This window comes from Nitrobacter winogradskyi (assembly GCF_006539545.1).
In the GTDB taxonomy this organism is placed as follows: Bacteria; Pseudomonadota; Alphaproteobacteria; order Rhizobiales; family Xanthobacteraceae; genus Nitrobacter; species Nitrobacter winogradskyi_A.
In genome coordinates, this window is the sequence record NZ_BJNF01000042.1 from 1 (window position 1) to 15,499 (window position 15,499).

General features: G+C 62.9%; 14 protein-coding genes. 9 read left to right on the top strand and 5 right to left on the bottom strand.

Features of this window, described 5'->3' with window-relative positions; all coding sequences use genetic code 11:
* The first annotated feature begins 200 nt into the window (after window positions 1-200).
* The 5 genes from NWI01_RS20070 to putA all read left to right on the top strand — a co-directional run bounded on the left by NWI01_RS20070 (window position 201) and on the right by putA (window position 5,736).
* Window positions 201-752, top strand: coding sequence for a TetR/AcrR family transcriptional regulator (locus NWI01_RS20070; protein ID WP_141383447.1), 552 nt, complete (start codon window positions 201-203; stop codon window positions 750-752).
* Window positions 753-800: 48 nt separating this feature from the next.
* Window positions 801-2,042: an MFS transporter gene (locus NWI01_RS08535; protein ID WP_141383448.1), complete on the top strand. Its 1,242-nt coding sequence runs from the start codon at window positions 801-803 to the stop codon at window positions 2,040-2,042.
* Between the two features lie 211 nt (window positions 2,043-2,253).
* On the top strand, window positions 2,254-2,454 hold the full coding sequence (locus tag NWI01_RS08540; protein ID WP_011316219.1) for a cold-shock protein: 201 nt from the start codon (window positions 2,254-2,256) through the stop codon (window positions 2,452-2,454).
* 49 nt (window positions 2,455-2,503) lie between these two features.
* Window positions 2,504-2,710, top strand: a complete 207-nt coding sequence (locus tag NWI01_RS08545; protein WP_141383449.1) for a hypothetical protein — start codon at window positions 2,504-2,506, stop codon at window positions 2,708-2,710.
* Between the two features lie 14 nt (window positions 2,711-2,724).
* A complete protein-coding gene (gene putA, locus NWI01_RS08550) occupies window positions 2,725-5,736 on the top strand; it encodes a bifunctional proline dehydrogenase/L-glutamate gamma-semialdehyde dehydrogenase PutA (RefSeq protein ID WP_141383450.1) in 3,012 nt (1,003 codons plus the stop codon).
* Between the two features lie 160 nt (window positions 5,737-5,896).
* On the opposite strand, the gene NWI01_RS08555 is transcribed toward putA, so the two are convergent.
* The 4 genes from NWI01_RS08555 to phaR all read right to left on the bottom strand — a co-directional run bounded on the left by NWI01_RS08555 (window position 5,897) and on the right by phaR (window position 10,008).
* Entirely contained in the window at window positions 5,897-6,508 is a 612-nt protein-coding gene (locus NWI01_RS08555; RefSeq protein ID WP_141383451.1) for a sigma-70 family RNA polymerase sigma factor, read from the bottom strand.
* A 286-nt stretch (window positions 6,509-6,794) separates the two neighbouring features.
* Complete coding sequence (locus tag NWI01_RS08560) at window positions 6,795-7,529, bottom strand: response regulator (RefSeq protein ID WP_141383452.1); 735 nt, start codon at window positions 7,527-7,529, stop codon at window positions 6,795-6,797.
* A gap of 1 nt (window position 7,530) precedes the next feature.
* The gene (locus NWI01_RS08565) at window positions 7,531-9,273 is read right to left on the bottom strand and encodes an ATP-binding response regulator (RefSeq protein WP_141383453.1); all 1,743 of its coding nucleotides are present in this window, start codon (window positions 9,271-9,273) and stop codon (window positions 7,531-7,533) included.
* Window positions 9,274-9,408: 135 nt separating this feature from the next.
* Window positions 9,409-10,008, bottom strand: coding sequence for a polyhydroxyalkanoate synthesis repressor PhaR (gene phaR / locus NWI01_RS08570; protein WP_141383454.1), 600 nt, complete (start codon window positions 10,006-10,008; stop codon window positions 9,409-9,411).
* Window positions 10,009-10,298: 290 nt separating this feature from the next.
* Between phaR and NWI01_RS08575 the strand changes: the two genes are divergently transcribed.
* From NWI01_RS08575 to yddG, 3 genes are all read left to right on the top strand, one after another.
* Window positions 10,299-11,477: an acetyl-CoA C-acetyltransferase gene (locus tag NWI01_RS08575; protein ID WP_141383455.1), complete on the top strand. Its 1,179-nt coding sequence runs from the start codon at window positions 10,299-10,301 to the stop codon at window positions 11,475-11,477.
* A gap of 145 nt (window positions 11,478-11,622) precedes the next feature.
* On the top strand, window positions 11,623-12,348 hold the full coding sequence (phbB, locus tag NWI01_RS08580; RefSeq protein WP_141383456.1) for an acetoacetyl-CoA reductase: 726 nt from the start codon (window positions 11,623-11,625) through the stop codon (window positions 12,346-12,348).
* 104 nt (window positions 12,349-12,452) lie between these two features.
* Entirely contained in the window at window positions 12,453-13,319 is an 867-nt protein-coding gene (yddG, locus tag NWI01_RS08585) for an aromatic amino acid exporter YddG (RefSeq protein WP_141383457.1), read from the top strand.
* 31 nt (window positions 13,320-13,350) lie between these two features.
* Here the strand turns inward: yddG and NWI01_RS08590 are convergent, their stop codons facing one another.
* Complete coding sequence (locus NWI01_RS08590; RefSeq protein ID WP_141383458.1) at window positions 13,351-14,709, bottom strand: AmpG family muropeptide MFS transporter; 1,359 nt, start codon at window positions 14,707-14,709, stop codon at window positions 13,351-13,353.
* Between the two features lie 250 nt (window positions 14,710-14,959).
* On the opposite strand from NWI01_RS08590, the gene def reads away from it, so the two are divergent.
* Window positions 14,960-15,487 (top strand): peptide deformylase, encoded by a 528-nt coding sequence (def, locus tag NWI01_RS08595; protein WP_141383459.1) that lies wholly within the window; start codon window positions 14,960-14,962, stop codon window positions 15,485-15,487.
* The last annotated feature ends 12 nt before the right edge of the window (window positions 15,488-15,499 follow it).

Below are 15,499 nucleotides of genomic sequence, written 5' to 3' on the forward strand. Positions count from 1 at the left end.
GCTCTTTCGCCTGCGCATGTTACTCAGATGCTTAAGCGTAAGCGGGTACGTCAGTTTGATTATAGGGAAGCCGCTTCAACCGCTCCTCGAATCGCATCGCCGGCCCGCTCGCGGTCAGTGAGGCCAAGAGCTACCCGCAAATCTCATCTTGCCGTCAGCGAATAAACTGATAGGCTACCTGCCGTACGGTAGGATTTTTCATGGCCAAGATCGAGCGCAACGAGATCGTCACTCGCGCCGCCGAACTGTTCCGGGTCGGTGGCTACGACGATACGTCGATGGCGCAGATCGCGGATGCCTGCGGAATCCGCAAGGCCAGCCTCTATCACCACTTCCCGGAGAAGGATGGCTTGGTGCTGGCGGCGATCGAGCGCATCCACGAGCATTTTCGGAAGCACCTCTTTATTAACGCCTACCGCGACAACGCCACCGCCAGACAAAGACTCCATACGCTCTGCGAAGCCACGTTCAACTACTTCGACGACCGGGAGGGCGGATGCCTCCTGGGAAACTTCGCGCTGGCGCTGACGGAACGCGCGCCGCGCTTCCAGGAGCCGTTACGCTCTTATTTTGACGATTGGGCCAAAGCCATCGCTCATCTGCTCACTCCCCAGCATGGAGAGAGCAAGGCTCGCGATCTGGCTTTCGATTCAGTTGCACACATCCAGGGGGCGATCATGATGATGCGCCTCTACCACGATCCCCAACATCTCCGCCGGGCGCTCGAGACGAGCATCAGGATGCTCCCCTAAATTTTTCACCAAAAAACTACCGGGTGGCCGGTAGCATATGGAAAGAACATGCAGAAAACGCAGCATTTCCACGGACCATGGATCGTCGCCATCGCCTTCGTGACGCTCATGGGGGCATTCGGCCTCAACCTGAGCGGTGGCCAGTTTTTCGCGCCGTTGGCGCAGGAGTTCGGATGGGGACTCTCCGCGTTGAGTTCAGCGGCAGCTCTCAACATGATTGTATGGGGGATCTTCCAGCCGCTCATGGGACGGCTGATCGACCGTTTCGGCGCCAAGCCCGTCATCGTGGCAAGCGCTGCCCTCATGGGAACAGCCTTTCTGTTGTCCTCGACGATTTCAACGGTTTGGGAGTTCTATCTTTACTATGGAGTGCTCGCCGCCATTGGCTTCGCCGGCTGCGGGTCCATGGCCAATTCGGTCCTCGTTGCGCGATGGTATGTCCGGGGACGAGCACGGATGCTGGCTCGAAGCGCAATGGGCATGAACATCGGCCAGCTTGTTTTCCTTCCGCTTACGGGATGGCTTATCGTCGTCTCTGGTTTTCGCGGGGCGTTTCTTGGGCTCGGCGTTTTGATGATCGTGGTGATTGTCCCGCTCGTTCTGTTCGTTGCACGCAGTTCGCCGGACGAGATCAACCAGGCGCCGGACGGCGATGAGCTTTCCACCTTTACGCCGCCGAAATCAGCCTCCCTTTCACAAGCCGTCAGAAGCCCGGATTTTTGGGCAGCGACCTTCGGCTTCGTGACCTGCGGATACTCGCTTTATCTCGTCGTGATCCATCTACCGCGTTTCGCCGTTGATCTCGGGGCAAACCTTGCCACGGGCGGACAGGTTCTCGGCCTTGCCGCTGGCGCAAGCGCGATTTCGATGTGGACGTGCGGCCAACTGGCCGGACGGGTCGGCAAGAAGAACCTGCTGATCGGCCTCTATCTGGTCCGCGCGCTCTCGCTTGCCTTCCTCGCCGTCTCGACGGAGGTTTGGCAACTCTATGCGTTCGCTCTTGCCTACGGCCTGTCGTCCATGCCCATCATTCCGTTGAAGACCGGACTGATCGGGGACCTCTTCGGCGCAAACGCCATGGGCAGCATACTCGGGACCGTATGGTTCCTGCATCAGATACTCGCAGCCATCGCCGTATATCTCGGCGGCTATTTGCGGGTCGAGACAGGAAGTTACGCGGCGGCCTTCTGGTCGGCCGCGATTCTGCTCCTGATCGGCGCGGCATCGACAAGTCTTGTCCGCAGCCCTGGCGGGCCGGTTCCGCTGAAGCCGAACCCAGCGCGCGGCTAGCGCACGGTTTGCAGCTTCGGATTCAAACTGTGCCGCGGAGGCCCTGAATTGTGGCAAAATTCTACCGATTCCCCGCAGAATTTCCCCCAGGTGTTGCAGCCTGTGTGTTTGATCTATCAAGCAGCCCCGAGACCGCGTATCGTGCGTGCGCCGTCGGACAAGCCGGTTTCCCGGGGACCGACGACTGTTTCAATCCTGCGGAGACTTGGGAATGGCTAAGGGTACTGTGAAGTGGTTCAACCCGACCAAAGGTTATGGTTTCATCCAGCCGGCCGGAGGTGGCAAGGATGTGTTCGTCCATATTTCAGCCGTCGAGAGAGCCGGTCTTTCAACGCTGAATGAGGGCCAGACCGTTGAATTCGAGGAAGTTGCCAACCGGGGCAAGACGTCGGCCGAAAACCTGAAGGTTTGACGCGACCACGATCCATCAGACCCGGATAGAAGCGCGCCAACGCAACGCGATGCATTCCGGTGCGAACGACATCGGCTCCGCCGACGCCATCAGGTCTCCGCTCACCGCGCAGACTGAACCCGCCGGCGATAATTACAGGGATCCCCACGGCAAGGTCGCGCAGGAAGCGACCGGGGATCTTCGCACACGCTCCTTCTCCAATCGGGAACAGATCACCTTCCTCAGCTTGTATCGGTTCAATCCAGAATCATCGTGATCCGGGGATCGCCGATGTCGCCCCAGCCTCCGCCACCGTTCTCGGTCCCCTACGCTCCGAATGACCGGACGATCGCGAAGCGGTTGCTCGCCGGGGCGCGGCTGACGCCTGAACAGGAAATGCGGATCGATCAGACGGCTCGACGCCTGATCGGCGCGATCAGGCAAAACGACGACCCGCTGGGCGGCGTCGAGGACATGCTGCGCGAATTTGCCCTCTCCACCAAAGAGGGGCTCGCACTGATGGTCCTCGCCGAGGCGCTGCTGCGGGTGCCCGATGCCGAGACAGCGGACAGATTCATCGAGGACCGGCTCGGGCAGGGTGACTTCATCCACCACGAGACCAGATCCAGCGCCTTCCTGGTCAACGCCTCCGCCTGGGCGCTTGGATTGTCGGCGCGGGTCATCCAGCCGGGCGAGACGCCGCAGGGAACCATCGGGCGGCTTGCCAAGCGGCTCGGCGTTCCGGCGATCCGCGCGGCGACCCGGCAGGCGATGCGGCTGATGGGCAGTCACTTCGTGCTGGGCGAGACCATCGAGGCTGCACTTGAACGGGCGCACGCGCATTCCGCGGGATGCGCCCGCTACTCCTTCGACATGCTCGGCGAGGGCGCGCGCACCACAGCGGATGCGGACCGCTATTTCGATTCCTACGCCGCCGCGATCGAGGCGATCGGCCGCGGCGCCGGCGACAATCCGCTGCCCGACCGCCCCGGCATTTCGGTCAAGCTGTCGGCGCTGCATCCGCGCTATGAGGCGGTCAGCCGGGGACGGGTGATGGCGGAGCTGGTGCCACGCGCCATCGACCTCGCCCGGCGCGCCAAGGCGCTCGATCTCGTCTTCACGGTCGATGCGGAGGAAGCCGATCGGCTGGAGCTTTCGCTCGACGTGGTGGCCGCCATTGCCGCCGACCGCTCGCTCGCCGGCTGGAGCGGCTTCGGCCTCGCCGTCCAGGCCTATCAGAAACGCGCCGGCGCGGTGATCGACTATATCGACGATCTCGCACGAGCGCTGAACCGGCGGATGATGGTTCGCCTGGTGAAAGGCGCATACTGGGACACCGAGATCAAGCGCGCGCAGGAGCGCGGGATCGAAGGCTATCCCGTGTTCACCCGCAAGGCGATGACGGACCTGAATTACCTCGCCTGCGCGCGCAAACTGCTGGCGCTACGCCCGCGCCTCTTTCCGCAATTCGCGACCCACAATGCCCTCACCGTCGCCACGCTTCTCGAACTGACGGATATGGATAGAGAGAGCGGCTTCGAATTCCAGCGCCTGCACGGCATGGGCGAAGCGCTCTACGCCGTGCTCTGCAAGGATCGCCCCGCAATCGCTTGCCGCATCTACGCACCGGTCGGCAGTCACCGTGACCTGCTCGCCTATCTGGTGCGTCGCCTGATCGAGAACGGAGCCAACTCCTCCTTCGTCGCAACAGCCTCCGATCCCGATGTACCGCTGGAGACGCTGCTGCGAAGGCCGGCCGATATCATAGGAAGCGCCGACAACGCCGGGCACGCCAGGATTCCATTGCCGCGCGATCTTTTCCAGCCGGAGCGCATCAACTCGCGCGGAATCGAATTCGGCGAGCGCGCCGCCGTCAACCGGCTGGTCGCCGAGGTTGCTGCTGAACGTGCCTCAGTCGCGCCGGTCAACGATAGGGAACCGATCGATGTGCACCGAGCCGCCGCCACCGCGCGCAGCGGGTTTTCATCGTGGAGCCGCACACCGGCGGCTGTGCGGGCGGCGGCTCTGGAGCGCGCGGCCGACTTGCTGGAGCAGCGATCGGCGCGTTTCATCGCCCTGCTGCAAAGAGAAGGCGGCAAGACGCTGGATGATTGCGTGTCCGAGGTTCGCGAAGCCGCCGACTTCTGCCGCTACTACGCCGCGGAAGGCCGCAGGCTTTTCGGCGAGGCGCAATCGCTGCCGGGGCCGACCGGCGAACGCAATACGCTACGGCTGCGCGGACGCGGCGTCTTTGCCGCGATCTCGCCGTGGAATTTTCCGCTGGCGATCTTCATGGGTCAGGTGACGGCGGCGCTGATGGCGGGGAATGCCGTTGTCGCAAAGCCGGCCGAGCAGACGCCGCGAATCGCAGCGGAGGCCGTGCGCCTGTTGCATGAAGCCGGGATCCCGGTGAAGGCGCTCCACCTGATTCAGGGCGACGGACACATCGGAGCCGCGCTCGTCGCGCATCGCGACATCGCGGGGGTGGTGTTCACCGGTTCGACGGAGGTGGCGCGATCCATCAATCGCGTGCTCGCCGGGAAGGACGGCCCCATCGTGCCGCTGATCGCCGAGACCGGCGGCATCAATGCCATGATCGCCGACGCCACCGCACTGCCCGAGCAGGTCGCCGACGATGTCGTGACGTCGGCATTCCGCTCCGCCGGGCAGCGTTGCTCCGCGCTGCGGCTTCTGTTCGTTCAAGAGGACGTGGCTGACCGCATGATCGAGATGATCGTTGGCGCGGCGCGCGAGCTGAAGATCGGCGATCCGTCGGATCCCGCCACGCATGTCGGCTGGGTGATCGACGGCGACGCCAAGAAACGGCTGGATTCCCATATCGCGCGCATGACGCGCGAGGCCCGCGTCCATTTCGCAGGGTCCGCACCGTCATCGGGCAACTTCGTCGCGCCGCATATTTTCGAACTGAACGACGCGCGGCGCCTGACCGAAGAGGTGTTCGGACCGATCCTTCACATCGTGCGCTACAGTTCCTCCGCTCTCGATGGCGTTCTGGAGACCATTGCCGATACCGGCTATGGCCTGACGCTCGGCATCCACTCGCGCATTGACGATACGGTGGAAGCGGTGATCGATCGCCTTCAGGTCGGCAACATCTATGTCAACCGCAACATGATCGGCGCCGTGGTCGGGGTGCAGCCATTCGGCGGCCATGGCCTGTCGGGAACCGGACCCAAGGCCGGCGGCCCGCACTATCTCACCCGGTTCGCCACCGAACAGACCGTGACGGTGAATACCGCAGCCGCCGGCGGCAACGCCGCATTGATGACGGGAGAGGGCTGAATGTGCTCCGGCTTGACCCAAGGATGGAATCCGGGTCGCGCAAGGAAAACGCGCCAGACCAACAATCTCAGGCTTCGCTTTTGATCCAACCAGAAGCGAAAACCTGAGCAGTTAAAGGCAACATGCCGTCCCGCGTTGCGGCCGCCAAACAAGTGTCTGGTCAGGCCGCCAGCGTCGCGAGACCCGCGCCTTTCAAAAGCGTCGCGAGTTGCTTGCGGGCATAGAACATACGGGTCTTCACGGTGCTCGGCGGGATACCGATGATCTCACCGGCTTCCTCGACCGTCTTCTCGTGATAATAGACGAGATGAATGATCTCGCGATGCGCCGGGGACAGCTTGGCGATGCAGGCGCGCAGAATGGCGCTGACATTGCTGCGATCGAGCGACGTCTCGGGCGTATCAGCGCCATCGGCGATCTCCCGGACATTTTCCTGGTCGATATCTTCATGGCGACGCTGGCGCATCGCTGTCAGCGTCTTGAACCGGGCGATCGACAGCAGCCACGTGGATACGCGTGAACGGCCCTCGAACTGGTCGGCAGTACGCCAGACGTCGAGAAATACCTGGCTGACAATATCTTCGGCCGCCGTTGCGTCGCGCAGGCTGCGCAGCACGAAACGATAGACCCGAACGTTATGCCGCAAATACAGCGTATGCATCGCCGAGCGGTCGCCGTCGGCAATCTGCTCAAGAAGCATCGCGTCTGTGGTTGTCTGAGCGGCGACAATACCCTGGCAAGCGACGGCGCTGATCGCGATGACGTTTTGCATGACGGCTCCCCTTTATTGTTGGGCAGATTGTTAGCCGTCCCGCGTTTCAGAACGTCTGCTCAGAAAGCGAAAAATGGTTTCGCGGAGGAGAAATTTGTTTCGTCCCTCGCCGGCGATGAAACAAATCAGTGGCGAAGCGCCTGAGCTTTTCGGCGTCTGATAGACCAGACCGGGCGGCGGGACATGACGGGAATCCCGCGAAAGCGAGCCCGCCAGGGCCGTCAGAATGCGCATAAGTTATTGATTATATTTTATTTTTGTGAGTCATCGGGCGGTTGTCGGCGATTCAGGTCTTGTCGCCGGAGGGCGAAAACAGATAACCGCCGCCACGGATGGTCCGGATCACCGCCGGTTTTGCGGGGTCGGGCTCGATCTTGCGGCGGATCCGCATGATCCGCAGATCAATCGCCCGATCGAAGGCTTCGCTGTCGCGTGCATTCGCCAACTCCAGCAGCCGCTCGCGCGACAGAACCCGCTTCGGATTGGCGGCGAAGACCTTCAACAGACCGAATTCCGATGCCGTGAGCGGGTGTTCATTGCCTTCGTCGTCACGCAAGGCCTGGGCTTCCGGATCGAGCCATTTGGTGCCGAAGCGCACAAGCTGACCCGCCGGCCTGGCGGCGACGCCATCAGGCGCGCCTTCCGCCTTCGGCGCGCTTCGCCGCAGCACCGAGCGGATGCGGGCCATCAGTTCACGCAATTCGCACGGTTTCGCCACGTAGTCGTCGGCGCCGAGTTCGAGACCGACGACGCGATCGATCGGGCTGGCCGTCGCCATCAGCATGATCACCGGGATGTTGGTACGGCTTTTGAGATCACGAATGATCGAGAGGCCGTCCTCCTCCGGCATGTTCAGGTCGAGCACCACGAGATCCGGGGCCGTCCTGCCGATCGCCTCCCGCAAGCTGCGGCCGCCATCGCACAGCGTGATCGCGAAGCCATGCATCTTGAGATAGTCGCCGACCATCTCGCGGGCAGGCGCCTCATCGTCAACCACAATGATATGCGGATTCCGGTTCATGTCAGGTCGCAGCAGGCAGGATGATGGTGAAGGCTGCCCCCTGTCCGGGGCCACCGCTATCGGCTCTGATCTGGCCATCATGCATGTCGACGATCCGTTTCACGATCGACAGGCCGAGACCGGTGGAGCTTTCCCCGGCGGTGGGTTTCGCGGATAATCGCTGGAAGCGGCCGAACAGTCGCCCCAGATCCTCCGGTGAAAGGCCGGCGCCCTCGTCCGTGATGCGAATGATGGTGTTGCCCGCGTCGTGGTCGACCAGCAGCGTGATCCTTCCTCCCACCGGGCTGTACTTGATCGCGTTGCTGACGAGATTGTCGATCGCCTCGCGCATCCGGTCCTGATCGCACATCGTGATCTGTCCGGCGGGCGCCGACACGGTGATGGTCTGCTGCTTGTTGAGCGCGGGAGGCTGGTTGGCCTCGGCGACCTCGGCGACCAGCGCCGCGACATCCACCGGCTCGTGCCTTATCGTGATATCGAAAGCGTCCGCCATGGCGTCCGAAATCAGGTCATCGACCATCGCGATCAGGCGCCGCGTGGCGTCACGAATATGATTGATCTGCACGGTGACGGTGTCTCCGGACGAGCCCGCGCCGATAAGCTCGGCAAGCATTTCGGCCCTTCCCAGAATGACCCCGAGCGGATTCTTCAAGTCGTGCGCCACGGTCCCCAAAATCTCGTTCTTGAACCCGTTGGCCCGCTGCAACCGCAGCCATTGCGCGGAAAGCCTGCGATTGGCCTGCATCAACGCGCGCGTGCGTTGCGCGACGCGGTCTTCGAGCTGCGCGTTGGCGTCCTGCAATTGCTGATAAAGGATCACGTTGTCGAAAGCGATCGACAGCCGGCTGCCGAAGATTTCGACCAGCGAGCGGTCGGTATCCGACAGATCGCACTCGGCCTGCAGCAGGATCACGACCTCGCGACCGCTGCCCGTGCGGATATAGAGAATGGAGCGGTGATCGACGAATTCATGCTTGCGACGCCGGAAGGCGTCTTCGACCGTCTGCTTGAGATCGTAATCGAGCGATGCCTGCCCCTCCGCGTCGCTGAAGCGCCTGTAGCAGCCGGATCCGGCAAGCACCGAAAAGTCGTCATCATCAGCGCCGCCGTCGCGCAACACCAGAATGCCCGCGCAGTCGACGTTCAAAAGTGACGCAAGCTGCGTCAGGACTCCCTCGGCGAGGCGCTGCATCGACTTGAAATCATAGAGCGTCGAGGCGGCATCGATGATGATTTCGAGGCCGCGGCGGGTCTGCACCATCCGCTCGAGCTGCTGATAGCTGCGCAGCGCCGCGGTCAGCGAGGTGAACAGCTTGTCCGCGGTGAGTTCCGTTTTGGCCTTGTAATCGTTGATGTCGTAGTCGACGATAACGCGGCGCTCCGGCGCCTGGCCCGGCTGCCCGGTGCGCAGGATGATGCGCACGGTTTCGTTCCGCAGGTCGTTGCGGATGAACTCGACGAGATCAAGCCCGGCTTCGTCGGTCTCCATGATCACATCGAGAAGCACCGCGGCGATGTCAGGATGCGCGCGCATCAACTCACGCCCCTCCGCCGCGGAATAGGCGGAAAGGATATTCAGCGTCTGTCCGTGGAGGCTGTAATCGCTTAGCGCAAAGCGCGTACCTTCATGCACGGCCCGATCGTCGTCGATCACGGCGACCTTCCATTTGCGCACCGTCGATGCGTCCGGACGATCAGCCCCTGAATCGTCGATCAGGTCGAGGACGTCATCCTGGTCGGCCATTGTACTGTCCCCGCCGTCTGTTCATCTTTGCCCGGTCGTGAATTGCAGCGGCCGCGAACTGGTCCTATCCGAAAATGGAAGCGTCGGACGGCGCTCTCAGCGTGGTCTGGTCGATTATGATCGCGGACTCGACGCCTACTCCTCCTTCTTCGGCTCTTTCGACATCCGCTCCAGGCGATCCTGCATCTCTTTCATCTGCCGGCGAAGATCTTCGATATTGTCACCGGGATCGGGAGTATCGGGCGTTTTCTCCGGCTCGGGCGCGGCGGTCCCGCCGCGGGGCGGCACGAACGGCTTGAACATCGAGAAGGTGCGCTCGAAAAGCTCCATGTTGCGGCGGACATGCTCTTCGAGCGGCGCGAACGGCGTGCCGCTGAAGCTGTTTGTCAATTGTTTGCGGAACTTCTCCTGCTCGCGGGTCAGCAGGTCGATCGATCGTTCGAGATATTTCGGCACCACCATCTGCATGCTGTCTCCGTAGAAACGGATCAATTGCCGAAGGAACGTGGTCGGGAGCAGGTTCTGCCCCGTCTTGTTCTCCTGTTCGAAAATGATCTGCGCCAGCACCGAGCGGGTGATATCGTCTCCGCTCTTTGCATCGAACACAAGGAAATCCTCGCCCTGCTTGACCATCGCCGCGAGATCCTCGAGCGTCACATAGGTGCTGGTGCCGGTGTTATAGAGCCGCCGGTTCGCATATTTCTTGATTGTGGTTGGTGTCTCTGATTTCGCCATCGGTCTACACATCCCTACCGAGGACCCCGCCGGCGTCCACGATGGGGTTTACACGTAACGCATTGCAGCAAAGTAAGCACTTTCAGCACGCTTCGGCTACCGTTTTATAGAAAACAGTTAATTCTCCAACATTGTAGGTGCTCACGATCACGTACGGGCGCAACTTCCGGCCACCGGCGCGATTGACACACTCTCGTGAGGCCAACAGGATACATCCAACGCGATCACGACCCGCCCGCGCGGGCGTGTCATCATCGAATATCAAGTCACTCAAGTTCCAGGAGATGTCCATGTCGGACGATGTCGTCATCGTCAGCGCCGCCCGCACTCCGGTGGGAAGTTTCAACGGCGCGCTTGCCACGACGCCAGCCCACGCGCTCGGCGCTGTCGCCATCAAGGCCGCGCTGGAGCGGGCGGGAATCGAGCCCGGACGGGTTTCCGAGGTCATCATGGGCCAGATTCTAACCGCGGCGCAGGGCCAGAATCCGGCGCGTCAGGCGTCGATCGGCGCTGGCATTCCGGTGGAAAGCCCGGCCTGGGGCGTCAATCAGCTTTGCGGTTCTGGCCTTCGCACCGTCGCGCTCGGTTATCAGGCCATCCTTAACGGGGATTCGGACATCGTCGTCGCCGGGGGACAGGAATCCATGAGCATGGCGCCGCACGCGCAGCACCTGCGCGGCGGCGTGAAGATGGGCAACCTCGAACTGATCGACACCATGATCAGGGACGGGCTGTGGGACGCGTTCAACGGCTACCACATGGGCAACACCGCCGAGAACGTCGCTCGCCAATACCAGATCACCCGCCAGCAGCAGGACGAGTTCGCCGCCGCTTCGCAGAACAAGGCGGAGGCGGCGCAGAAGGCAGGCCGCTTCAAGGACGAGATCGTCTCCGTCACCGTCAAAAACCGCAAAGGCGATATCGTGGTCGATACGGACGAATATCCGAAGGCCGGCGTGACGGCCGACTCCATCGGCAAGCTGCGACCCGCTTTTGAAAAGGATGGCACTGTAACCGCGGCGAACGCGTCGGGAATCAATGATGGCGCCGCTGCCGTGGTGCTGATGTCGGCCGCACAGGCGGCGAAAGAAGGCAAGACTCCCCTCGCCCGCATCGTTTCCTGGGCCCATGCCGGCGTCGACCCGAAGATCATGGGCACCGGCCCGATTCCGGCGTCCCGAGCCGCGCTGAAAAAAGCAGGCTGGGCGATCGGAGACCTCGACCTCATCGAGGCTAATGAGGCCTTCGCCGCGCAGGCCTGCGCCGTCAACAAGGATCTCGGCTGGGATACCTCCAGGGTCAACGTCAATGGCGGCGCGATCGCCCTCGGCCATCCGGTCGGCGCCTCCGGCGCGCGCGTGCTGGTGACCTTGCTTCACGAAATGCAGAAGAGAGACGCCAGGAAGGGCCTTGCCACGCTATGCATCGGCGGTGGCATGGGCATCGCGATGTGCGTCGAGCGCGGCTGAGCGGCAGCGGGCGTTTCAGATGACGGTGAAGTCACCGCAGCTCGTATTGAGGATGAAATGCCCGGTCACCCACCGGGCATTTCCAATCTCCAGGGTCTTTGGACGGTCATGACGATTTCGACTTGCTCTTCAGGAGGATGACGCGATGGCACGAGTGGCGCTGGTAACCGGAGGGACTCGCGGAATCGGCGGGGCGATCAGCAAAGCGCTGAAAGCGGCCGGATACAAAGTTGCGGCGAGCTACGCCGGCAACGACGCGGCGGCGGAAAAGTTCAAGGCGGAAACCGGCATTCCCGTCCACAAATGGGACGTCGCCTCGTTTGAGGCCTGCGCCGACGGCATCAAGCAGGTTGAAGCAGGCCTCGGTCCCGTCGAGGTGCTCGTGAATAATGCCGGCATCACCAAGGACACGGCCTTCCACAAGATGACGTCCGAGCAGTGGAGCGCGGTCATCAACACCAATCTCGGCTCGCTGTTCAACATGACCCGCCCGCTGATCGAGGGGATGCGCGCGCGCAAGTTCGGCCGCATCATCAACATCTCGTCGATCAATGGCCAGAAAGGCCAGTTCGGCCAGGTGAACTATTCGGCGGCGAAGGCCGGTGAGATCGGCTTCACCAAGGCCTTGGCACTGGAGAACGCCAAGACCGGAATCACCGTGAACGCAATCTGCCCGGGTTACATCAACACCGAGATGGTGCAGGCGGTGCCGAAGGATGTCATCGAGAAAAGCATCCTGCCGCAGATTCCGGTGACCCGCCTCGGCGAGCCGGAGGAGATCGCGCGCGCGGTGGTGTTCCTCGCCGCCGACGACGCCGGCTTCATCACCGGCTCGACGCTTTCCGTCAATGGCGGGCAATATCTGGCGTAGGAAGCGGTCGGCATCCGCCGCGGGCGCGATTGACTTGCTCCCAACAAAGGTTGTCATGGCCGGGCTTGACCCCGGCCTTGACGAGGGACAAGCAGCTTCAGCCCATGACCTCGCGCACCGCCACGCTCATCGGCCTCACGGCCATCCTGATGTGGTCGCTGCTCGCGGTCATGACGGTCGCGACCGGGCGCATCCCCGCGTTTCAACTCGCGGCGATGACTTTCGCGATCGGCGGCCTTGCCGGCTGCGTGAGCTGGCTGTTTCGCCCCGGCGGTTTCCGTGCTTTGCGACAGCCGGCGGCCGTATGGCTCGTGGGAGTCGGCGGGCTGTTCGGCTATCATGCGCTGTATTTCATCGCGCTGCGACAGGCGCCGCCCGCCGAAGCGGGTCTGCTGAATTATCTCTGGCCGCTGTTGATCGTGCTGTTCTCCGCGATGCTGCCGGGCGAGCGGCTGGCGCCGCATCATCTGATCGGCTCGATGCTGGGGCTTTCCGGAACGGTTCTGCTGTTTGCGGGCAACACCTCGATCGTCTTCGGACGCGCTGAGATGTCCGGTCTTGCGGCGGCGTTCATGGCCGCGTTCGTCTGGGCCGCGTATTCGGTGCTGTCGCGACGACTGGCCTCGGTTCCAACCGACGTCGTCGCGGGCTTTTGCCTGGCGACAGCCGCGCTGGCGGCGGTCGCGCATCTGCTCATAGAGCAGACGGTTTGGCCGGACGGCGCGGCACAGTGGCTCGCGATCGCCGCGCTCGGCATCGGTCCCGTGGGCCTTGCCTTCTATGTCTGGGACATCGGCATGAAGCGCGGCGACATTCGCGTGCTCGGCGCGGCCGCCTATGCGACGCCGCTGCTTTCGACATCGTTCCTGATACTGGCGGGATTCGCGAAGCCGACCGCGGCACTCGCGGCGGCCGCCGTGCTGATCGCGGGCGGCGGCTTGATCGCGGCGAAGGACATGATCGGGAAATGACCCCGCCGCGTTATCTTGGTCTGTTTACGGTTCAAGCCTGCAGCGCGGCAAAGTGACCGCGCCGCTGCAACCAGGCCAACAAAATCAGGCTCGGCAACGCCGCCAGCATGCAGATCATAAAGAACAGCGGCCACCCCGTGGCCTCGGCGACGAATCCGGCACTGGCGGACAGGTAGGTCCGGCCGACCGCGGCAAGCGCCGTCAGCAACGCATACTGGGTGGCGGTGTGCAGCGGATTGCGGCACAGCGCGGACAGATAGGCGACGAAGATCACCGTGCCGATGGCGCTGGTGAAATTCTCCGCCGTGATGGCGAGAGCCAGCGCCCACTGATCGACGCCAACCATCGCCAGCCATGAAAACGACAGGTTCGCCACCGCCTGCAAAATGCCGCCGATCCACAGGCTTGCCGCCAGCGGATAGCGCCGCGCCACGAAGCCGCCGGCAAAGCCGCCGATCAGCGTCGCGGCAAGACCGACCCCCTTCACGATGGCGGCGTAGTCGTTGCGGGTGAAACCGAGGTCAATGACGAACGGCGCGGTCATGCTGCCGGAAAACGCGTCGGTGAACTTGAACAGCACGATGAAAACCAGGACCGCGAGCGCATCCTTCCTGGCGATAAACTCGGAGAATGCGCCGACCGCGGCGTTCATGACGCGCGCGAAACCGCCCTTGGCACGTGTCGCCAGTTCGGCGCGCACGGATTGCTCGGGCTCGGTGGCGATGAGCGCCGTGATGGTGCCGATCAGAACCATCGCCGCCATGCCGACATAGCCCCACGCCCAGGCGGAGGCGCGGACCAGACCCGTCCCTTCGAGCGCGCTGACGAAGAAAAGAGCCCCGGCGGTCGAAACCAGCATGCCGATGCGGTAGGCGGCAACGTAGGCGGCCATGCCGGCGGCCTGCTCGCTTTCCGGCAGGCTCTCGACGCGGAAAGCATCGACCACGATGTCCTGCGTCGCCGATGTCGCCGCTACCAGCAGCGCGCCGAGCGCGACGAACCACGGCGCCTTCGCCGGGTCGGTTGAGGCCAGCAGCAGGATCGCCGCGATCAGAAGCAGTTGCGAGAAGACAAGCCAGCCGCGCCGGCGGCCGAACCGGCGCGTCAGCAGCGGGATGTGCAGGGCATCGACCAGCGGCGCCCACAGGAACTTCAGCGTATAGGGCGTGCCGACCAGGACGAACAGACCGATCGCGCGCAGGTCGATGCCGGATTCGGTCATCCATATCTGCAGCGTCGAGCCCGACAGCGCCAACGGCAGGCCGGACGAGAAGCCGAGCATCATCACGATGAGGACGCGCGGCTGCAGATAGACCGCCATGCTCTCGCGCCATGACGCGCGGGGCGCAACATCGGATACGATCGGGGCGGCGGCGTCCGGAGCGGTCATGCGATGGTGTTAGCAGATTCGCGGGGCGCGAGATTCCAAGATGACCCTCCCGGCCTGGAGTTGACGTAACAGTGGCGGCGAAACAGTTCCGAATCTCCTGACCTGAAAACCGCGGGGCAAACGCTGTACGCGAACTAAGCAAGAACATCTGAAGGTTAACGAAAGCTCAACGCGGCCTGCCCGTGATGGCCAAGTGATCGGAGCGGCTCGCGGATTGACCCCGGCAGGCCCGGGGATTACATCGCCCTGCATGGCTATTCGCGAAATAATCATCCTTCCGGACAAGCAGTTGCGCCTCGTATCCCGGCCGATCGAGACGGTGACGCCGGAGATCCGCAAGCTCGCCGACGACATGTTCGAGACCATGTACGACGCGCCCGGCATCGGACTGGCTGGCATCCAGATCGCGCAGCCGTTGCGCATCGTCACCATGGACCTCGCCAAACGCGACGAGGAAGGTGAACTGACGCCGCGACCGAGGGTTTTCATCAACCCGGAAATCCTGTCCGCGTCGGAGGAACTCTCGGTCTACGAAGAAGGCTGCCTGTCGATCCCCGAATATTACGAGGCGGTCGAGCGGCCGGCGCGGGTACGGGTTCGCTTCACCGATCTCGACGGCAAGGTGCAGGAAGAGGATGCCGAGGGTCTTTTCGCCACCTGCATCCAGCACGAGATCGACCATCTCAACGGCGTGCTGTTTGTCGACCACCTCTCGAAACTGAAACGCGACCGCGTGATGAAGAAGTTCACCAAGGCCGCCAAGCTCGCCGCGAGATAAAAGCGGCTTTTG